This window comes from Corallincola holothuriorum (genome assembly GCF_003336225.1).
GTDB lineage: Bacteria > Pseudomonadota > Gammaproteobacteria > Enterobacterales > Neiellaceae > Corallincola > Corallincola holothuriorum.
Map to the genome: position 1 here is coordinate 38,432 of NZ_QPID01000008.1, position 19,216 is coordinate 57,647.

Genomic DNA, 19,216 nt, shown 5'->3' on the forward strand with positions numbered 1-19,216 from the left:
GGAGCTGGATCTTCTCAAATTCCTGCTTGAGTGCAAGAACTTTCCTCTACTCAGACCTCAGTACGAATAGTGTTGTATGAGTTTCAGTTGTTGTTGAGGAAGTGTGTCGCAGTCTTGTTAGCATTGATTCGCTGAGTTCACACTTGCTCCGTTAAAACTGTTTAACGAAGGAGTAAGCTAGATTGACTATGCTAGATGCGATTGGGGTGCATGGCTTAATGGTTTTGCTTTAAGGCGCGTATGTGACCTCAACGTATTGTCAACTTCGATACGCTAAGGGCTGAAGCATGCAAACTGATGAATCTTACGACTCTCTACTTCGACATGAAGCGGAGAAAGATATGGAAGCGATGGCCGGGGCCCATGATGTTTTCACTTCAGGCTGTTTCATGGTCTTTCTTTACACCACGTTGACAAGCATATTGATAGCGGCGGTTGTAGGGATCTTTCTTAGTACGTCTGAGTCGTGGCTTGAGAGTTTTTTCATAGAGCTGTCTGCCATCATGCTGTTTTTTATTGTTTCTCCGTTGTTCATATATGCTTCTACGCGACAAGGTTGGCTATTTGAGGTGTGCAGCGTTGCTGCAATGCTAATTTTCTTTGCGTTATCCTATTTTTCATCCGGTGCCTGGCAACCCGTCTTTCTGGAGCTAGCTATTGGTTTATTGGCGCTATTAGGTTTGGAAGCTGTTGCTGGCAGTATGCTCAAGAAGGCAGATCGAGAATTGAAACAGGCGGTTGCACGTTGTAAGGCTGCCGAGCCATCGAAAATGTTCGACAGAGACCGTGACCCGGAGTTGACTGGTGGTGAGCAGAAAGGCTAAGACGAGTTACAAAAAAGGGTAGCCACTCATGTTGCCCTAAACACGAGCTTATTTCTTGTATTCGAAAGTGAACTGTCCATAGCTTTGAATGCTACATTAGCTATTCCGAGGGGCGGGGAGATTGATTCGCGGCGTTGCCGCTGGCCTGCGGGCCGTCGTTGCAGGCTCCGACGTTATCTCACCACTAGTGGTTCGGTTGAGCCGAGTTCTTAGCTATTTGAAAATTCATACAATTCGTCTTTGCGAAACGCCGGTGTCTTGTGTTGCTAAAGTATACCTCTGCGAGGTTGAATGGTTTTGGATACGCTGAAAGACGCCTTAGATTCCTCTTTATTGGCGATTTAAAACCCGTTTTTGACAACCATTCAGAGCATCAGGGCTCCATCCCGCACAAGCAAAGGTGTTAAACCGGTTGTTCGATGGTGGCAAAAAAGGCTTTGAAAATGCCATTAATGCCAGCCAATATCCAAAAGTCGCGAAGGTCAGTAAAGCAACTGCAACGCGGCATCTGACCGAGTTGCTAGATAAAGGCGCGATTGAGAAGCTGGCTGGGGGCGGCCGCAGTACTCGATATCAAACTAAGCTGATTGATTAGTCTGTTATCAATACCAGTTTTTTACCAACTAATTTGAGCTCGAACTCGCCTGAAAACCTGCCGCCACCAGAAAGTTCGCCATTGATATTTTTGTAGAACAGCATGCCACTTACCTGATATTTCCCAGCTTCTAAAGCTTTAGGGGGAACGATGTCCGTAATGTTTTCAAGTTGCTGCCCATAACGAATGTTAGCTTCACTGTATGTATGAGGTAAATTGTCTTTTTCTACAGGGCGCAGAGCCTGCCAGTAAGTGCAATCAACTTCGCAATCCATTTTTCTAACTGTCATCGTGTCAAAAGCAACTTTAGTATTTGCAAAATTGTCTGCGGTAAAGAATATTTCTCCATCCTCCTGAATGGTCTTTAGCTCAGACCATTCAGAGCACCCAAATAGCAACAATAAAGTAAAGACCATTGGCAACTGGCTGTACTTCATTTTACTTCTCCGAACAGGTTAAAGGGCTACGAGATATGGCTAATTTGGAGCGACTACATTTCATATTGCTGTTGGCATACTTGGGGTTGGAGATAAAATTAATTAGAACACGCCGAAAGGCATTCATTCGTTCGTTCGGTGGCAACTGGTTCTGGATATTGCGGTGGCCATTCCTATTTCGAACTGGAGGTGCACCTAGGTACTGTGAGCGATAGTAATCTTCAATAATGGCAGCTTGTTGCTCTATACGATAATCCAGTAAGTCCTTTCCTTCTTCCAGCGTATATTGGTACGCCTTGTGATATTGGAACATGTGCCTCAACATTTCGATTGCTGCAGCAATAATCGGATTGAGCACGTTATTCTGATACTGCCATACATGTACCATCTCATGAATAAACAGGCTGTTGTAATCTGGAATGGTAGTTTGTGAAAAATCATTTTGATAATGATTAGGATGAGGAATGTAGATTTCGCCGTTAGGTGTTACTGCTGCAGTTTCGTCCTGTAAGGCGTTGTGTTTATCCCTGTGAATAGTGACTTTGTTGTAGTCGATAGAGTTTCTAAATATCTTTTTAGCGAGTGCGATTTCGCCTTGGGTTAGCTTCCTGCTACTCATTTATCTTCCCTGTGATTGTGCTGATGCACAGTGCTACATGTATATTTTTGAACATGATTATAGTGGTAGCATAACTATGGTTCAATTAGCCTGTCGGGCGCTGTTTGTGACGTCTGATAGATTTGCTATGGATTATCTCATTATCATCCTAGGCTGCTCACCGTACGTGTGCTGCGTTAGAAATGCGTTAGATTTGAGGTAGGCTTCAAACGGTATCTCTGTGGGGATGAAAATAAAAAAGCCCTGAAAATTCAGGGCTTTTTTACTACGTAGTTGGTGGAGCCGGGGGGATTTGAACCGAGCTCGTAGCTATCTGAAAACACATAGTATTTGTCCTTGTGAAACGTCCCTGTGTTGCTTCTTGTGTTGTTAAAAAATCTTGCTGGGGAGTTGCGTTTCGTCATTTACAGCTTAGCTTACGGCTATCTCATTTACTCTTAGATGTCTGTCCGATTTGCGAAATGAGCCGATTAGAGTCTATTATCGGCTCACTTAGTGATTCGAATATGATGTTTATTCGGCTCAACTCTGGTAACTCTTATCCTGAGGATCGAATGGCGCAGATGTGGATATGGCAAGCGGATGCTTGGCCTAACTTCTCCTGGCAAGCGGAAACTATCTTGCCAAAGATCAGGGCTGTCTATCGTAAGCAGGGGATCTTGTTGGGCAAAACTTCTGTTCAATCTGATCCGTCGGAGCATGCTCTAAACACATTGTTGTCAAACATACTCGCTTCTTCGGCGATCGAGAACGAGCAACTAAATGTTCAATCTGTTCGTTCATCGTTAGCCCGTCGCATGGGAATATTTGAAGAGTCACCTTATCCAACCTCGGATCGTTCTGAGGGTGTTACGGCAATGATGTTGGATGCTTTGGACAATCTTAAACAGCCACTATCGACGGCACGTTTGTTTCAGTGGCACCGTTGGTTGTTTCCAGCCAATGAATTATCAATGCAGCCTATCAGGGTAGGGCAATTGCGTGGCCCCGAGCCAATGCAGGTTGTTTCTGGTCGGTTAGAGAGTCCCGTCGTACACTTTGAGGCGCCGCCTCGGCAAGGGTTAGAGGGACAACTTCAGGATTTTGTCGAGTGGTTCAATCAAAGCCGTGATGATGAGTTGCTTGATCCTTTGTTACGCTCGGCACTTTGTCACCTCTGGTTTGTGACCCTGCATCCGTTCGATGACGGAAACGGACGTATTACGCGGGCATTAACAGATATGGCATTGGCGCAAGCTGATAGTCAAAGTATTCGCCTATATGCAATGTCAGTGGCTATTTTAAATGACCGTTCCGGCTACTACCGTATTTTGGAGCAGACTCAAAAAGGAGGCTTGGATATAACTGCTTGGCTTGAGTGGTTTTTGGACATGCTGAACGACGCCTTAGATTCCTCGTTACTGGCGATTGAGCGAACAATTGTCAAGACCCGCTTCTGGCAAAAGTTCAGAGAGTCTGGGTTCCATCCGGCGCAAGCAAAGGTGTTGAACCGGTTGTTGGATGGTGGCGAAAAGGGCTTTGAAAATGGCATTAATGCCAGCCAGTATCAAAAAGTGGCGAAGGTCAGTAAAGCGACAGCAACGCGGCATCTGACCGAATTGTTGGATAAAGGCGCGATTGAGAAGCTGGCTGGGGGCGGCCGCAGTACTCGATATCAAACTAAGCTGATTGAGTAGGGTGATTTTTTTCAGTTATCGGGTGAACCGTGGTAACAGCAGCTAATCTTTACTAACCCAAACTTGAGCTAGTAAAGATATAGTATTTACATGTTTATGGTGAGAACTGGCGATTTTCTATATTTTTTTGGGTAAGAAAATTTCGCTGGTTTTTCCTGACTTTGAAAGTGCATTCATTAGGCTGATAAACATCATGGGATCTGTTTCCATTAGCTTAATTCTGTCTATGTATTCTTCGAGATAACCTGAGACTAAAAACAGCATCATATCGATTCCTTTCAGGTCGTATCGCATCAGTCGCCATAGCCTTGGGCAGTCTTGTTGTAGTTTTCTGCTTGATTTGGCGGCGTATCCTAATGTTCCGTTACCTTTAAGAAGCAATAACAGCACTGTCGCCAGTTTTCCCTTGCCAGCCTTGCGTAAGCTGGAAAAAGTGCGTTTAACTTTTCGATTTAGGTCTGGAGATTTTAGAATCTTCACAGATATCTTGTAGACGATAATTGAGACAACCGCTTCAGTTACCTTTACTCCAATTCGTTTGCCAATAATCTTACCACTCGTTCCACTTAAAAGGCTTTGGGCTTGTGACAGAGTGGCTGGATTAGGAGGGCTGAGAATACCTAACTGTGCTGCTGACAAAATGAAGGTTGTATTAACTTCACCTGATATCCTAAGGGCTTCGGATCGGATGGCCTTTTCGAGGATCTCTTTGGGTATTAAGTTGATATATGAACTTACGACAGTTGAAACGCATTGCGCGATCGGGTTTATGATTGAAGCATAGTCGGTTTCCATCGCCTTCTTAAAAAGGGCTGCAACACCGTCAAATACGACAAGGTTTTCGGCACCAACCTGGTTGAAACTATCTTCCCCCAGTAAGCCAAGCCCTTCGGCAGTTCTTTCAATTCCTAATCCAATGTTTCGAGGTTGAGCAAACCCTTCTGTATATATTCCATCAATAAGACCGGCAAGAAGTTTGGACTTCTTTTCAACTTCGTTCAGCGCGACATCATATGAGCTTGATGGTCCTATTCGTCGGTACGATGGAGTGTGGCATCCAAACTGACATTGTTCCCACTTTGTATTATAGAAAGCATCATTTTCCATGTGCTTAATATTCGAAGTCGGGATGGCGTTAAAGCCCTCTACGTAGAGCTTAACTCCTAATGAGCTAACCAAATTTCCGTCATGGTTCATATTCAGATCCTTCTGATTTTGGGCTACTTATATGATGCTGTCTTTACTAGCCTATTAAAACTGTCTAAATGAGCAGATTTTTCATCCAAGGGGCAATGAAGCGTTATGAATGCACTCGCGGAACCAAGTGACACCTCTACGATTTCCGCGTAATACTCGTACTCTAGTGCTTGCGGCGATTTAACCTCAACATAGAGCCCAAACCCTTCTTTCCGTTGAACTTCACCTTGCGTTACGGTTAAGTCTTTTCGCTTAGATTCAGGCACGGCACTTTCCATGTGGTACTTCAGGAAGCCATAGATGTTGATACTCTCGGTTGATTTGACAAAAAGGTCTATTGTCACCAAGCTCGCATCTTCGGTGAGGTAAGTGATTCTTCGAGAATCTAATTCGGATGGTCCATCACCTATCAGCTCCCAATTAGGTGGAACTTCAGCAGAAAAACGCGTGTCGGGTGCGGCAATAGAATCGCCTTGATGGGGGGAGTCGCATCCTGCGTTGAAGATTACAACAACTGCTAATAGAAAAGGCGTGACGCAGCTTTTTAGTTTCATCTGTTTGTCCTCCATGACAGCAGAACTTTAGCTACTTTTTTATTTAGTTACAACGTAATTTTTCTAGTATTCATCAGTACATGAATAGCGAGATTTTTGAATCACCACCAGGAAGTTAGACACCTCCTCGCCGTTCTGGGGTAGCCCCTGAAGACGGCATGGCTCTAACTGCCCGTCAGGTTACCATTCCCATCAACAGTGAATGTCGCTGAGAACCGTGCGCCTCGTTTTCCGTTTAGTGAACTGGCATAGCCAATGTTGAAGGAGACATTGTAGCGGCCTTGCTTAAGGGCGCGGGGTGGCGTCGTTACCTGAATATGTTCAAACGATTGACCATACTTTATCTCGCCTTGGTTCTGGTAATTGATGGCGTTGTCATCGCCGGGGGTTAGCACTTCCCAATATATACAGTCGCTGTCGCAGTCGGATCTGCTGATGCCGCCGCTATGAACGTAGTAGTTGGTTTGGCTTAACGCTGGGGCGGTAAAGCAGATACTGTCATCGCAGGAAAACACCTCCAGCGTTTCAGACTCGCTGCAGCCTGCCACTGCCGTACAGGCCAATACAACACTTAAGAGTGTATGAGGTAAATACCTTGGATTCATATCAGCACCTACTTACAAACGATGGATGGGCGGGTTGCTGAGCGCTGCATTTTTAATGCAGTTCATCTTTAAGTTTATCGCTGGTCATTGGTAAAGGCTCATGGGGGGCTCATCCGCCGCGTTAGAAATGCGTTAGATTTGAGGTGGTCTTCAGGCGGTATCACTGTGGGGCTGAAAACAAAAAAGCCCTGAAAATTCAGGGCTTTTTACTACGTAGTTGGTGGAGCCGGGGGGATTTGAACCCCCGTCCGAAAATATTACGCCGTCGGTACTACATGCTTAGCCAGCTCATTTAGTAACCTGTTAGACGCCGAGTGGCAGGCTTCTACAGGCGTGCCTGATTAGTTTTAGCGCTTAATCCCCAGGCCGGGACGCCACGCGATCCTGTGTGGGGTGACCTTCCGGATCCAAAGTCCACAGGAGAACTAAGGGGGAAGGGCTCTATGCAGGTTATTAAGCTGCTAGTGCGTAGTTTTCGTCGTTTGCGACTATTTTTTTGCGGCTTTTTACGTGGCCAACCGCCCCACGACATGCACCTAGGGTTTCACAATTCCCGTCGAATCCTGAATCGGCCCCAGGCGGCTAGTGTAACATTGCCTGTGCGGCTGAGTCACCTGCTGTGTACAGGTAAATTTAATGTAACTCTATGTCTATTTTCGTCAGTAGTTTAGAATATAGCCTTGGTTGTATTTCTGATTTGAATGCCAATTTGACTAAGGACAGTAGAGTTCCTTTTGCTTCAATCAGTTAGGCTTTACGTCCGTATCGCATATACAGGGAGTAGGTAGTGGCGTTGCATTCAGGGCGAGATCTTTCTTTTCGCATATTTTTAAAAACCTTGCTGCTTAGCGGTGGACTTGCGTTTGCCATTTGGGCCGCTTATGTCGGTGAACTCGTACTGGCAGATTTCCAGCAGCAGGCGCACCAGTTATCGGGTGTCTCTTCGCTTCCGCAAGATATACAGCTCAACTATGGTTTGTCTGTCGTTTCTGCGTTTGATACGCCAGAGGGGCGGTTATCGGCGACGGAGTACGTTGATAAAGGGAGTGCCATCTTTTGGCAGGCTTGGCTAAATCATATCGTCGATTTTTATGCGCCCCCCTATTTTTCTGGCATCTATTGGACACCTGATGCAACCCTTTATGTTCCGTTGGCCAATGAGCCTGGTGCCGTGCTGTCGGGCGACCTTTCTATTCTGATTTCGCAACAGATCCCTGCGACGCATGGTGTGATCCGAAGTTTTGCGGTTATGGTGGTGCTACTGCCATTTTTTATTACCTTTGCTATGTATCGTCAGCGGAGCAAGCTGAGCAGGCAAGCCCGAGCTTTAGCATCGTTAGCAGCAAAACAAGCGGGGCTAAGCAGTCAGTTTCGTTTGAATAACGATACTGCTACCGTCATTGAGACTGCGGTAAAGAAATTATCTTCTAAGTTAGAGTTGCAAAATGAAGCGGTTAACGCCGCGCATCTTGCGGACAAGTTAACCGGGTTGGCTAACCGTCAGCAGTTTCAATTGGCATTGGAGAAAGCGATCCAGCAAGCCGACGAAGGTAAACAGAAGCTTGCATTGTTATTTATCGATCTTGATGGCTTTAAGCAGGTGAATGATACTTTCGGTCATAGCGTCGGGGATGGCTTGCTTGTTGAAGTCGCGAGCCGCCTTAATGCCGCAACCCGTAGCAGTGATACCATCTCGCTGACCGCGGGGGAAACACCTGCTTTCCAGCGGACATTAGCGCGCTTAGGGGGTGACGAATTTACCGTTATCCTCAGCAATATTCAGGTGTTGGAAGAAGCTGAGCAGGTGTCTGCGCGAATCATTGAGCTGCTTGAACAAGAGTTTCGCTTCGGCGAACATCGCGTCAATATCAGCGCCAGTATAGGCATTGCCGTTTACCCACAAGATGGGCAGTCACCTGAGAACTTACTGCAGATGGCTGATGTCGCCATGTATAAAGCAAAGAGTGATGGTAAGGGGACTTTTCGTGTCTATTTACCAGAGATGGGGCGCGAAGTAAGGCGCCAGCATTATCTCAGCAATGAGATCCGCCGGGCGGTGAATGACTCTGAATTTTCTCTAGAGTTTCAACCCATTATTGAAATAGCCAGTAACCAGATAGCTTACTTTGAAGCGCTATTGCGTTGGCATCACCCCCACGAAGGTCAAATATCTCCAGGTGAGTTTATTCCTATCGCTGAAGAGACTCGGCAGATCCTGCCTCTGGGCGATTACGTGCTTTATGAAGCGATGCAGCAGATGGAGCAGTGGAATCGCGCAGGCCTTAGGAAAGCGCGGGTTTCGGTTAACGTCTCGAGCGTACAACTGAAGCAGTTAGCTTTGCGAGAGTGGGTCGAGCAGGCGTTGCAGAAAACTAAGTTGCCACCCAGTTGTTTGATGATAGAGATCACCGAGTCTTATCTGATGGAAGCAACAGGGGATATTATTGCGCAGATTGACGCCTTGCGGCAGATGGGAGTCAAAGTCGCCATTGATGATTTTGGTACCGGCTATTCATCGCTGAGTTCGTTGGCGTCGTTGCCTATCGATGTACTGAAAATTGATCGTAGTTTTGTTAACAAAGCATCATCAGGCAAGAAATATCGGCGGATCCTCGCTTCCATTGTCGCGCTAGCTAAAGAGTTAGATCTGACGATTGTGGCGGAAGGGGTAGAGACTGCGGAAGAACTGGAACTGCTAAAATCGATGAAATGTCAGTATATTCAAGGCTTTTTAATCAGCCGCCCACAAACCTCGAAGCGGCTGAATCATACTCTTTTCAACAAGCGACTGAGCCAAGTAGCCAATAGTGGTACCGGCGTATGGTCTGAAAAAGAGGGGATGCTTTAGCGAGCGTTTTTCATGATCCGATCTTTTTGTCGTGACCAATCCTTATTCTTCACGTCCGCTCGCTTGTCATGTTGCTTCTTACCTTTACCTACACCGATCTCCAGTTTCACCCAAGCCTGTTTCCAGTATAGAGCGAGCGGTAGAATGGTGAAGCCTTCGCGGTTAACACGGCCGAACAAGTTGTCTAGTTGGCGGCGGTTAAGCAGTAATTTGCGAGTTCGCGTTGGATCCGCAATGACATGGGTCGATGCGGCCTGTAGTGGCGTGAATGTGGCGCCGGACAGAAAAGCCTCTCCATCTTTGAGATAGATATAGGCTTCAGCGATATTTGCTTTGCCCTGACGGAGGCTTTTCACTTCCCATCCCTGCAAACAAAGGCCGGCCTCTATCTTATCTTCAATAAAATAGTCATGACGGGCGCGTTTGTTTTGCGCGATGGTGGAACTAGTCTGTTTAGGTTTTTTCTTTGCCATAGCGGCGACATTATACGAATTAAGCCAGCGCTGTATATGGTGATTATCAGGAATAACAGACACTGCGCATTTTTGTTATGATTTACGCCATCGAAGTAAGTGAGTGATGTTATGCCACAGATCCAACGTTCAGCACTGGTTGGTTATAGCGCTGCACAGATGTATAGCTTGGTTAATGATGTTGAGTCTTATGCCAACTTTTTGCCGGGCTGCGGTGATGCCAAAGTGCATGAGGCTTCTGAGTTGCAGATGTTGGCCTCTGTTCAGATCGCGAAAGCGGGAGTGAATAAATGGTTTACTACACGTAATCAGCTTGCCCATGCCGAGCGTATCGAGATGCAACTGGTTGATGGTCCTTTTCGGCAACTGGTAGGAAACTGGTACTTTATGCCTTTGGATGAGGAGGCTTGTAAAATCAGTTTTTCTCTAGAATTTGAGTTCTCAGGTAAGTTGGTCGAATTGGCATTTGGTAAGTTATTTAATCAGATGGCATCAAATATGGTGGATGCATTTGTGGCTCGAGCGAAGGATGTTTATGGCAGTTGAACTTATTCGTGTTGAGGTTGTTTACGGGCTTCCTGACCGTCAATCGCTGATCGCACTTGATGTCGAAAGCTCTTGTAGCGTTGAAAGTGCTATTCGGCAGTCGGATATTATCAGTATCTATCCTGAAATTGATTTGCAGGAAAACAAAGTCGGGATCTGGAATAAGGCAGCAAAGCTAGGTGACACACTTAAAGAAGGCGATCGGATAGAAATATATCGCCCCTTGATCGCCGACCCGAAAGAGGTGCGTAAGCTACGAGCTGAGCGCGCTAAGCGCGAAGGGCGTGCTGATAAGGTGACTGGCGGACGTCCGCAGCCTAATCGGCGGCAAAAAAAAGAGGCTGAATAAGTCAGCCTCTTTCCTGATGCGATTGCTATCGCGCATTAAAACAGAGCTTAACTGTCAATTGGCGTTTCGAAATCTTCGCCCAGCTCGTAATCACCTTCGACTGCGATCAGTTTGTCTTCCGCGTCGAAGTTGGCGATCAGACGTTTGTTGTACTCCACGCCCTTACCTGTTTTTAGTCGATAGACATAATACCAAGTGGTGTCTCTGAAGCTGTTTTTCACCATTGGGGTGCCGAGTACAAAGCGCACTTGCTCTTTGGTCATACCCAAACGCAATTTTTCTACTTGCTGCTCGTCGATATAGTTGCCTTGAGGGATATCGACTTTGTAAACAAATTCGCTCAACCAGGCACAACCGGCCAGTGGCATGATTAACAGAGCAAACAACAGGTTCCTAAACCGCATGGAGTACTTTCTCTTATCAAAATCTGCTGGGCATGATAACCAAGCTGGCGACACAGGGAAAGTTAAACCCGTGTTTGCCTTGTCATGCTGTGAGCAATAACTCTTGTGCATTGGCCCGGGTGTGCTCAGTTATTGTGTCGCCGCCTAGCATTCTGGCTAGTTCGTTGATGCGTTGATCGTCGGCCAGCCAATGTATATTGGTATCTGTCATTTCGTCATCACTGAACTTAGCAACATTGAGCTGTTGGTGACCACATGCTGCCACTTGAGGGAGGTGCGTGACGCACATCACTTGGCACTCTTCGCCAAGCTTACGCAGAAGCTTGCCTACGATAGCTGCGGTTTGACCACTAATACCGACGTCGACTTCATCAAAAATCAAGGTGGGTGTGGCTTGCTGGTTTGAAGTGAGTACTTGCAGCGCTAAGCTTATTCTTGACAGTTCACCGCCAGAGGCGACTTTTGATAAAGGTTGTGGTTGTTGACCAGGGTTAGTACTGACTAGAAATTGGATCTCATCTCTACCATGAACCGCTGCTTTGTCGTTTTTCAAAGAGACACATTCGACACTAAACAATCCTTTGGGCATGTTTAGTTCCCGTATGGCCAGTGTCACTTGCTCCGACAGCTGTGCTGCAGCAGTTAAGCGAAGTTGATGCAATACGTCACTCTCATCACAATACTCTTGCCAGGCGATCTGCTGCTCCTGTTGGAGCGCTTCTAATTGGTCATCAGCGCCAGTTAGCTCGGCAAGCTCTTCAACTAACTCTTTATGCTGTTGCGGGAGGTGGTTGGGGTTGACTTGGTGCTTGCGTGCCAACTGCAGCGCGGCCGACAAGCGTTCGTCCAGTTGTTGCAGTTGCGACGGGTCCAGTTCGATGCTTTCACTGTAGGCATTAAGTTCATGACTTGCTTCCTCCAATTGTATTTGCGCGTCGTTTAGTAGACTCACTACCGGCGCTAATTTTTGATCTGTTTCACTGAGTTCAATGACTTGATTGAGAACTTGCCTGACTAATTGGCAGGCGTTGACCTGTTCATCTTCGCTTAACAGATGGGCTGCGTTGTTGGCGCCATCAAGTAAACTCTGGCCATTAAACAGGCGTTTATGATCCTGTTCGATCTGCTCGTACTCACCCTCTTCGAGCGCAAACTGATCCAATTCATCGACCTGGTACTGCAGAAGCTGGCGTCTTGATTCACGTTGTAGCTGTGATTCCTGCAACGTATGGATCTGCTTACCTAATTTTTTCCACAGTTGATAACTCGCTGCCACGGTATCCAATTTACTGTGATGGCCAGCAAATCTATCCAGAAGCAACCTTTGTTGGTCGCTTTTTAGCAAGGTTTGGTGGGCATGCTGGCCGTGGATGCTTACTAGCATAGGAGCGAGTTGTTTCAGCTGCTGTAGCGGCACCGGCTGACCATTTATGTAGCTACGAGAGCGGCCTTCTGCGCTGATGACGCGACGAATGATGCATTCGTTGTCATCGGCGTCTAGATCATGTTGTTCCAGCCATTCATGTACTGCCGCGTTCTTAGTCAACCCAAAGCGTGCCGAGATATCACTCTTTTTTGCACCAGGTCTAACGGCTGAGGCATCCGCTCTATCCCCTAGGCATAATCCCAGCGCGTCAATGGCGATAGATTTACCCGCTCCGGTTTCACCTGTGATGGTTGTCATACCTGACTTAAGTTCAACGTCGGTATGGCTGACAATGGCGAAATTGTTGATAGTAAGTTGCTGCAGCATAGAAACCTCAAAACATGTATACACATACAGTATGTGTATATGTATACAGTACTTTGGGTGGTTTGCAAACTTTTTGTATGAAAGGTGTGCGTTTGTTGCTGTTAAAACAGGCTGCTACTCCAGCCCAATTTGGTACGTAGCACTTCATAGTAGTCATAGCAGTTGGGGTGAAGCAGGGTCAGCGGCGCTTTGTGTTTACGCAGTTTTATTTCGTCTCCAGGCATCACTGATAGCGTCACGTGGCCATCACAGCTGACCTGCAGATTGTCCTCATTGCCGTCTGAAACCCGCAGCGTAATAACACTATCACCATCGACAACGATGGGGCGTGCCGAAAGTGTGTGGGGAAACATCGGCGTTAATACCAAGGCATCCAGTGATGGCATCATGATTGGACCTCCGCCGGATAACGAATAGGCGGTTGAACCCGTTGGGGTGGAGATAATTAGGCCATCAGAGCGCTGTTGGAAGACAAAATGGTCATTGATCAGCACCTCAAAATCGATCATGTGGGCGATCTTACCGGGGTGGAGTACCGCCTCATTCACTGCGGTGTTACTACTTTTTAGGCGGCCGTGGCGATACACCTCGGCTTCCAATAGGTAGCGTTGTTCGAGTTGATAGTCACCGCTGAGAATTTCGGTCAGGGGTTGTTCGTATTCGTCAGGACTGAGATCGGTTAGAAAGCCCAGGTTGCCACGGTTAACGCCAACAACACCCACATCAAAACGCGATAACACTCGTGCGGCGCCAAGCATATTACCGTCACCACCGACAACAATGGCCAAATCGCAGCGCTCGCCTAACTGAACCAGATCGACAGCGTCGACATCGGTTATCGCCAATTCCGTTGCAACACGCTCTTCTACGACGACATTCAAGCCACGTTGAGTGAGAAATTTATGCAATTGCAGAAGTGTCTGGTTCGCCCCTTCATGGTGGGGTTTACCTATTAATCCAACGGTTTGAAACGGCTTTTTCATTTGGCTACAGCCTCGGTAAGTACCTGCTCAGTATACTTGGGCGCCGATTAGCAGCAAGTCTTGCCTTGAAACAAAGCGATCAATCCCCATAATAGTCAGCAGCCTCAAGCCGAGGGTATGAAACGGCTTTTCTGGAGATTTTATGAGCGATAAGAACACCCCGTCAGATCAAGAAGTGGTTGAGCAGACGATTGAGCAAGTTGAACCCGCTGCTGAAGTAGAAGTAGAGGAAGGTCAATTGCTGAGTGCTGAAGAGCGTATAGCTGAGTTGGAAGCTGCTTTGGCTGCGTCTAACGCTAAGGTAGAAGAACAGCAAGAATCTGTATTGCGAGCGATGGCAGAAGCGGACAATGCGCGCCGTCGCGCCGCGCAAGACAGCGAGAAAGCCCGTAAGTTTGCTCTTGAGAAATTTGCTGGCGACATGTTAAGCGTCATCGACAACCTGGAAAGAGGCTTACAGCTCGCTGATGCCGAAAACGATGCCATCAAGCCGATGATTGAAGGTGTCGAGTTGACCATGAAAGGGTTGATGGATGCTGTTGCTAAGCATGGCGTTGTCCAGCTAGACCCTGTGGGTCAGACTTTCAATCCTGAACAGCATCAGGCGATGTCAATGCAAGAGAGCCCTGACCATGCGCCAAATACCGTGATGCTGGTGATGCAAAAAGGTTATGAGCTAAATGGACGCCTGTTACGTCCAGCCATGGTGATGGTTGCTAAAGCGCCGGCCAGCGGCATCGATACAGAAGCTTAATCGGCGATAAACCTTAAATTTCTGAAAAAAAAGTCGCATGGGCGGCTTTTTTTATGTTTGAAGCTTAATCAATAAACCTTGTTAACAAACTGTTTTGCTGTTGTTTTTTTTTGTTTCTGTAAGAAAGTGAAAAAAAATTTCACCCTACGCTTGAAAAGGGTTTCAACGACCCCACCTTTGTTAGCAATGAAATGTACAGGTTTTTGTTGGAGAACGTACAAATGGGTAAAATCATCGGGATTGACCTCGGCACCACAAACTCTTGTGTGGCTGTTTTAGACGGCGGCACACCACGAGTTATTGAAAATGCTGAAGGTGATCGTACAACCCCTTCTGTTATCGCTTATACCGGCGATGAGATTTTGGTTGGTCAGCCTGCAAAGCGTCAGTCTGTTACTAACCCACAGAACACTCTGTTTGCTATTAAGCGCCTGATCGGTCGTCGTTTTGAAGATGACGAAGTTCAACGCGATGTGGCTATCATGCCTTACAAGATTGTCAAAGCTGACAATGGTGATGCATGGGTTGAAGCGCATGGTGAAAAAATGGCTGCTCCTCAGGTATCTGCAGAAATTCTGAAAAAGATGAAGAAAACTGCAGAAGATTACCTTGGTGAAGCGGTAACTGAAGCGGTTATTACTGTTCCTGCTTACTTCAACGATTCTCAGCGTCAGGCAACCAAAGACGCCGGTCGTATTGCGGGTCTGGATGTTAAACGCATCATCAACGAACCAACTGCTGCCGCTTTGGCATACGGTATGGACAAAAAGCAGGGTGATAACATCATCGCTGTTTATGACTTAGGTGGTGGTACGTTCGATATCTCTATTATTGAGATTGATGAAGCTGATGGCGAGCACACGTTTGAAGTGTTGGCGACTAACGGTGACACCCACTTGGGTGGTGAAGATTTTGATAACCGTTTGATCAACTACCTGGTTGATGAGTTTAAGAAGGAGCAGGGCTTCGATCTGCGTCAGGACCCATTGGCTATGCAGCGCCTGAAGGAAGCTGCTGAAAAGGCCAAGATTGAATTGTCCTCTGCGCAGCAGACCGAAGTAAACTTGCCTTATATCACTGCTGATGCCTCTGGGCCTAAGCACCTCAATATCAAAGTGACCCGCGCCAAGCTGGAATCTTTGGTTGAAGATATGATTAAGCGTACTTTAGAGCCTTTGAAGATCGCTCTGAAAGATGCGGATCTGTCAGTGGGTGATGTGAATGACGTGATCATGGTTGGTGGTCAGACGCGTATGCCAGCGGTACAGAAAGCCGTGTCTGATTTCTTCGGTAAAGAGCCTCGTAAAGATGTGAACCCGGATGAAGCGGTTGCCGTAGGTGCTGCTATTCAGGGCGGTGTATTGGGCGGTGATGTAAAAGACATTCTCTTGCTTGATGTGACACCACTCTCTTTGGGTATCGAAACCATGGGTGGTGTAATGACACCACTGATCGAGAAGAACACGACCGTGCCAAGCAAGAAGTCACAGACTTTCTCAACGGCTGAAGACAACCAGTCTGCGGTGACAGTGCATGTTATCCAGGGTGAGCGTAAGCGTGCGGCTGATAACAAATCTCTCGGCCAGTTTAATCTGGAAGGTATTCGCCCAGCGATGCGCGGTACACCACAGATTGAAGTTTCATTTGACGTCGATGCTGACGGTATCTTGCATGTGTCTGCGAAAGATAAAGACACAGGTAAAGAGCAGAAGATCACCATCAAGGCTTCCTCTGGTTTGTCTGATGATGAGATCGAAAGCATGGTACGTGATGCTGAGGCCAATGCTGAAGCAGACAAGAAATTTGAAGAGCTGGTAGCTGCACGTAACCAAGCTGATGCTTTGGTTCACGCAACTCGTAAGCAGATCGAAGAGCTGGGTGAAGAATTGCCTGCCGACGAGAAAGAGAAAGTTGAAGCAGCGTTAACTGAATTGGAAGCGGCTATCAAGGGTGAAGATAAGGCTGATATTGAAGCCAAGTCTCAGGCTTTGATGGAAGCATCAAGCAAGTTGATGGAGCTGGCTCAGGCGAAAGCACAAGCGGAAGCACAATCTGCGGAAGGCGGTAGTGAAAACACTGCTGCGCAAGACGACGATGTTGTTGACGCTGAGTTTGAAGAAGTCAAAGACGACAAAAAGTAATTCGCCCTCACAGGTCATTACTTAAAAGGACACGGGCGTTGGGTAACTAACGCCCGTGTTTGTCTGTAACAAAGCCACATTGAATTAGCGGTCAAAGTATGTCTAAACGCGATTATTACGAAGTGCTCGGTGTCAGTAAAAACGCCACCGAACGCGAGATTAAAAAGGCCTACAAACGTCTGGCAATGAAGTTCCATCCAGATAAAAATCCGGGCGATAAAGCGGCTGAAGAGAAGTTCAAAGAAGCCAATGAAGCGGCGGAAGTGCTGACTGATGAGCAAAAACGTCAGGCCTATGATCAGTTTGGTCATGCAGGCGTAGATCCTAATCGTGGCGGCGGTCATGGTGGTGGTGCTGACTTCTCTGATATTTTCGGTGATGTGTTTGGTGATATCTTTGGTGGTGGCCGTCGTGGCGGTGGCCGTCAAGCCCAACGTGGTGCTGATTTGCGTTACACCATGGAGTTGACGCTGGAAGAGGCTGTTCGCGGTATCTCTCGCGAAATTCAAGTTCCGACCTGGGTAGGTTGTGAAACCTGCGATGGTTCGGGCGCTAAACCTGGCACCTCGCCGAAGACCTGTGGCACTTGTCATGGTCAAGGGCAAGTGCAGATGCGGCAGGGGTTCTTTGCTGTGCAGCAAACCTGCCCAACTTGTCGTGGCCGCGGTAAAGTCATCGATGAAGCTTGTGGCAGTTGTCACGGTGATGGCCGGGTACAGAAGACTAAGACCTTGTCTGTGAAGATCCCTGCCGGCGTAGACACTGGTGATCGCATTCGTCTTTCTGGCGAAGGTGAAGCCGGAGAACACGGCGCACCAGCGGGCGATCTTTATGTGCAGATGCATGTCAAAGATCACGAATTCTTTGTTCGTGATGGTAGCAACCTTTATTGCGAAGTGCCGATTAGCTTTGCTCAAGCCGCCTTGGGTGGCGAAATTGAAGTGCCGACCTTGGATGGTCGAGTGGTATTGAAGGTGCCATCTGAGACCCAAACTGGCCGTATGTTCCGTATGCGCGGTAAAGGCGTTAAGTCTGTCCGCGGTGGTGCTGTGGGTGATTTGATGTGTAAAGCCGTGGTGGAAACACCGGTGAAGCTGACATCTAAGCAAAAAGAGTTATTGTCAGAATTGGATGAGAGTTTTAAGGCATCAGATAAGCATAAGCCGAAAGAGACGGGCTTCTTTGAAGGGGTTAAGCGCTTCTTCGATGATCTGACGTCGTAAAGCCACCGTTACATATTTGACTTTCAAAGCCACGCATTGTCGTGGCTTTTGTTTTTTCTTCAGGGTTGCAAGTCGTTAGCACCAAGCGCATTCTTACTTCTCCACTAACGGGTTATTAGTCTTATGTTGAATCTTAGCTTTGTAAACGTCACCCAAGATATTTCGCTACACCGCTGTGTGTGGGCGAAACGCGCCTGTGCGGTCAAGGGTAGACGACGAAGCTAGTATCCAAATTCGTTAGTTATCAGGGGCCGCAGCTAAAAACTGCGGCCTTTTTTGTTTTTTGGACAAAAGGGAGTCAGTCATGTCAGTACAGGCCGCTTATTTGGGTATTGTTTTACTTTGGGCCACAACACCGCTGGCCATTAGCTGGAGTGGTGAAGGCAGTGGATTCCTATTCGGTGTGACTGCACGCCTGACATTGGCTGCAGTCACCGCACTCATCGTGCAGCAGCTATTAAGATTTCGATTACCTTGGTCGGATGCGGCTAGAAACAGCTATCTGGCTGCTGGTGTCGGCTGTTATGTGAGTATGTCAGCCAGTTATTGGGCCGCGCAATTAATGCCATCAGGCTGGTTGTCGGTGATATTCGGCTTTACGTCGATCTTTACTGGGTTGTTTGCGGCTAAGTTGCTGGGTGAGAGGGCATTCACGCCAGCAAAGCTGTTGGGTACCGCATTGGGTATTATCGGACTAGTGGTTGTGTTTGGCTCTGCGATAGAGATGGGATCGGAAACGGTTTGGGGGATTGTCGTTTTGCTACTTGGTGTGGCCGCATTTAGTTTGAGCACCGTACTGGTGAAGCGTTTCGCGGGCGTTGGCGGCAAAGCCGTTTCCGGTATGGCGATCACTACCGGCGGGACTTGGGTGGCTGCGCTGTTGTTTCTCTTGACCTGGTTCATAACGGGTCAGACCTGGCCTGATGAAATCGGTGAACGAGCTATTTATTCGACTGTCTATCTTGGGGTTATCTCCTCTGTGTTTGGTTCGTTTGTGTACTTTTACGTGTTGGCCAGAATTGAAGCGACGCAGGTGGCCTTGATCCCTCTAATTACGCCTGTGTTGGCTCTTTTGCTAGGTAACTTGCTCAATGGTGAATCATTGTCGATAGATGTTTGGATCGGCACGGCGCTGATCCTTTCCGGTTTTAGCTGTTACCAGTTTGGTGGCCGAGTGTGGCGTTATCGACTGCGCTTTAGTTCTGGTCGTGCTTCTTAGCCACCGTTAGCAGAAT

The 19,216-nt window shown here is 47.4% G+C and carries 18 protein-coding genes, 1 other RNA gene and 1 pseudogene; 10 read left to right on the forward strand and 10 right to left on the reverse strand.

All coding sequences use genetic code 11. The annotated features are described in order from the left end of the window. Positions 1-287: 287 nt before the first annotated feature. Together DU002_RS13250 and DU002_RS13255 are read left to right on the forward strand one after the other, a co-directional pair. The gene (locus DU002_RS13250; RefSeq protein ID WP_114338881.1) at positions 288-824 is read left to right on the forward strand and encodes a hypothetical protein; all 537 of its coding nucleotides are present in this window, start codon (positions 288-290) and stop codon (positions 822-824) included. A 379-nt stretch (positions 825-1,203) separates the two neighbouring features. Further along, positions 1,204-1,419 (forward strand): annotated as a pseudogene (locus DU002_RS13255) (DUF4172 domain-containing protein); the annotation flags it as partial. Here the strand turns inward: DU002_RS13255 and DU002_RS13260 are convergent. Together DU002_RS13260 and DU002_RS13265 are read right to left on the reverse strand one after the other, a co-directional pair. Further along, complete coding sequence (locus tag DU002_RS13260; RefSeq protein ID WP_114338882.1) at positions 1,416-1,856, reverse strand: hypothetical protein; 441 nt, start codon at positions 1,854-1,856, stop codon at positions 1,416-1,418. The pseudogene DU002_RS13255 and the gene DU002_RS13260 overlap by 4 nt on opposite strands. A 1-nt stretch (position 1,857) precedes the next feature. Further along, positions 1,858-2,475, reverse strand: coding sequence for a hypothetical protein (locus DU002_RS13265; protein ID WP_114338883.1), 618 nt, complete (start codon positions 2,473-2,475; stop codon positions 1,858-1,860). Positions 2,476-3,038: 563 nt separating this feature from the next. Between DU002_RS13265 and DU002_RS13270 the strand changes: the two genes are divergently transcribed. Beyond that, a complete protein-coding gene (locus DU002_RS13270) occupies positions 3,039-4,151 on the forward strand; it encodes a Fic family protein (RefSeq protein WP_199405251.1) in 1,113 nt (370 codons plus the stop codon). A 117-nt stretch (positions 4,152-4,268) separates the two neighbouring features. Here the strand turns inward: DU002_RS13270 and DU002_RS13275 are convergent, their stop codons facing one another. The 4 genes from DU002_RS13275 to ssrA form a co-directional block, all read right to left on the reverse strand. Then, complete coding sequence (locus DU002_RS13275; RefSeq protein WP_114338884.1) at positions 4,269-5,348, reverse strand: hypothetical protein; 1,080 nt, start codon at positions 5,346-5,348, stop codon at positions 4,269-4,271. Positions 5,349-5,371: 23 nt separating this feature from the next. Beyond that, on the reverse strand, positions 5,372-5,902 hold the full coding sequence (locus DU002_RS13280; RefSeq protein ID WP_114338885.1) for a hypothetical protein: 531 nt from the start codon (positions 5,900-5,902) through the stop codon (positions 5,372-5,374). A gap of 164 nt (positions 5,903-6,066) precedes the next feature. Further along, positions 6,067-6,507, reverse strand: a complete 441-nt coding sequence (locus tag DU002_RS13285; RefSeq protein WP_114338886.1) for a hypothetical protein — start codon at positions 6,505-6,507, stop codon at positions 6,067-6,069. Positions 6,508-6,725: 218 nt separating this feature from the next. Beyond that, positions 6,726-7,083, reverse strand: a transfer-messenger RNA (tmRNA) gene (gene ssrA / locus DU002_RS13290). Between the two features lie 211 nt (positions 7,084-7,294). Between ssrA and DU002_RS13295 the strand changes: the two genes are divergently transcribed. Next, positions 7,295-9,355 carry a putative bifunctional diguanylate cyclase/phosphodiesterase gene (locus DU002_RS13295; protein WP_114338887.1) on the forward strand — a complete coding sequence of 687 codons (2,061 nt, stop codon included), beginning with the start codon at positions 7,295-7,297 and terminating at the stop codon, positions 9,353-9,355. On the opposite strand, the gene smpB is transcribed toward DU002_RS13295, so the two are convergent. Next, positions 9,352-9,828 carry an SsrA-binding protein SmpB gene (smpB, locus tag DU002_RS13300; RefSeq protein ID WP_114339046.1) on the reverse strand — a complete coding sequence of 159 codons (477 nt, stop codon included), beginning with the start codon at positions 9,826-9,828 and terminating at the stop codon, positions 9,352-9,354. The two genes, DU002_RS13295 and smpB, sit on opposite strands and share 4 nt — an antisense overlap. Before the next feature lie 111 nt (positions 9,829-9,939). Here smpB and DU002_RS13305 point away from each other — a divergent pair, with 111 nt between their 5' ends. Then, positions 9,940-10,374, forward strand: a complete 435-nt coding sequence (locus DU002_RS13305; RefSeq protein WP_114338888.1) for an SRPBCC family protein — start codon at positions 9,940-9,942, stop codon at positions 10,372-10,374. Continuing rightward, a complete protein-coding gene (locus DU002_RS13310; RefSeq protein WP_114338889.1) occupies positions 10,364-10,723 on the forward strand; it encodes an RnfH family protein in 360 nt (119 codons plus the stop codon). The genes DU002_RS13305 and DU002_RS13310 overlap by 11 nt, the downstream gene beginning before the upstream one ends. A 47-nt stretch (positions 10,724-10,770) precedes the next feature. Here the strand turns inward: DU002_RS13310 and bamE are convergent, their stop codons facing one another. From bamE to nadK, 3 genes are all read right to left on the reverse strand, one after another. Next, positions 10,771-11,127: an outer membrane protein assembly factor BamE gene (bamE, locus tag DU002_RS13315; protein ID WP_114338890.1), complete on the reverse strand. Its 357-nt coding sequence runs from the start codon at positions 11,125-11,127 to the stop codon at positions 10,771-10,773. A gap of 82 nt (positions 11,128-11,209) precedes the next feature. Continuing rightward, a complete protein-coding gene (recN, locus tag DU002_RS13320; RefSeq protein ID WP_114338891.1) occupies positions 11,210-12,880 on the reverse strand; it encodes a DNA repair protein RecN in 1,671 nt (556 codons plus the stop codon). 101 nt (positions 12,881-12,981) lie between these two features. Further along, positions 12,982-13,863 (reverse strand): NAD(+) kinase, encoded by an 882-nt coding sequence (gene nadK, locus DU002_RS13325; protein ID WP_114338892.1) that lies wholly within the window; start codon positions 13,861-13,863, stop codon positions 12,982-12,984. Between the two features lie 142 nt (positions 13,864-14,005). On the opposite strand from nadK, the gene grpE reads away from it, so the two are divergent. From grpE to DU002_RS13345, 4 genes are all read left to right on the forward strand, one after another. Next, positions 14,006-14,617, forward strand: coding sequence for a nucleotide exchange factor GrpE (grpE, locus tag DU002_RS13330; RefSeq protein ID WP_114338893.1), 612 nt, complete (start codon positions 14,006-14,008; stop codon positions 14,615-14,617). A gap of 221 nt (positions 14,618-14,838) precedes the next feature. Further along, positions 14,839-16,758 (forward strand): molecular chaperone DnaK, encoded by a 1,920-nt coding sequence (dnaK, locus tag DU002_RS13335; RefSeq protein WP_114338894.1) that lies wholly within the window; start codon positions 14,839-14,841, stop codon positions 16,756-16,758. A 98-nt stretch (positions 16,759-16,856) separates the two neighbouring features. Then, the gene (gene dnaJ / locus DU002_RS13340) at positions 16,857-17,981 is read left to right on the forward strand and encodes a molecular chaperone DnaJ (RefSeq protein WP_114338895.1); all 1,125 of its coding nucleotides are present in this window, start codon (positions 16,857-16,859) and stop codon (positions 17,979-17,981) included. A gap of 304 nt (positions 17,982-18,285) precedes the next feature. Then, positions 18,286-19,200 carry a DMT family transporter gene (locus DU002_RS13345; RefSeq protein ID WP_114338896.1) on the forward strand — a complete coding sequence of 305 codons (915 nt, stop codon included), beginning with the start codon at positions 18,286-18,288 and terminating at the stop codon, positions 19,198-19,200. Positions 19,201-19,216: the final 16 nt, after the last annotated feature.

Excerpts from the sequence above, each read along its gene's own strand:
- DU002_RS13305 (WP_114338888.1), top strand. The coding sequence starts at position 9,940 with ATGCCACAGATCCAACGTTCAGCACTGGTTGGTTATAGCGCTGCACAG.
- dnaJ (WP_114338895.1), top strand. The coding sequence starts at position 16,857 with ATGTCTAAACGCGATTATTACGAAGTGCTCGGTGTCAGTAAAAACGCC.
- DU002_RS13270 (WP_199405251.1), top strand. The coding sequence starts at position 3,039 with ATGTGGATATGGCAAGCGGATGCTTGGCCTAACTTCTCCTGGCAAGCG.
- bamE (WP_114338890.1), bottom strand. The coding sequence starts at position 11,127 with ATGCGGTTTAGGAACCTGTTGTTTGCTCTGTTAATCATGCCACTGGCC.
- grpE (WP_114338893.1), top strand. The coding sequence starts at position 14,006 with ATGAGCGATAAGAACACCCCGTCAGATCAAGAAGTGGTTGAGCAGACG.
- DU002_RS13265 (WP_114338883.1), bottom strand. The coding sequence starts at position 2,475 with ATGAGTAGCAGGAAGCTAACCCAAGGCGAAATCGCACTCGCTAAAAAG.
- DU002_RS13260 (WP_114338882.1), bottom strand. The coding sequence starts at position 1,856 with ATGAAGTACAGCCAGTTGCCAATGGTCTTTACTTTATTGTTGCTATTT.
- nadK (WP_114338892.1), bottom strand. The coding sequence starts at position 13,863 with ATGAAAAAGCCGTTTCAAACCGTTGGATTAATAGGTAAACCCCACCAT.
- smpB (WP_114339046.1), bottom strand. The coding sequence starts at position 9,828 with ATGGCAAAGAAAAAACCTAAACAGACTAGTTCCACCATCGCGCAAAAC.
- DU002_RS13285 (WP_114338886.1), bottom strand. The coding sequence starts at position 6,507 with ATGAATCCAAGGTATTTACCTCATACACTCTTAAGTGTTGTATTGGCC.
- dnaK (WP_114338894.1), top strand. The coding sequence starts at position 14,839 with ATGGGTAAAATCATCGGGATTGACCTCGGCACCACAAACTCTTGTGTG.
- recN (WP_114338891.1), bottom strand. The coding sequence starts at position 12,880 with ATGCTGCAGCAACTTACTATCAACAATTTCGCCATTGTCAGCCATACC.
- DU002_RS13280 (WP_114338885.1), bottom strand. The coding sequence starts at position 5,902 with ATGAAACTAAAAAGCTGCGTCACGCCTTTTCTATTAGCAGTTGTTGTA.
- DU002_RS13345 (WP_114338896.1), top strand. The coding sequence starts at position 18,286 with ATGTCAGTACAGGCCGCTTATTTGGGTATTGTTTTACTTTGGGCCACA.
- DU002_RS13310 (WP_114338889.1), top strand. The coding sequence starts at position 10,364 with ATGGCAGTTGAACTTATTCGTGTTGAGGTTGTTTACGGGCTTCCTGAC.
- DU002_RS13275 (WP_114338884.1), bottom strand. The coding sequence starts at position 5,348 with ATGAACCATGACGGAAATTTGGTTAGCTCATTAGGAGTTAAGCTCTAC.
- DU002_RS13250 (WP_114338881.1), top strand. The coding sequence starts at position 288 with ATGCAAACTGATGAATCTTACGACTCTCTACTTCGACATGAAGCGGAG.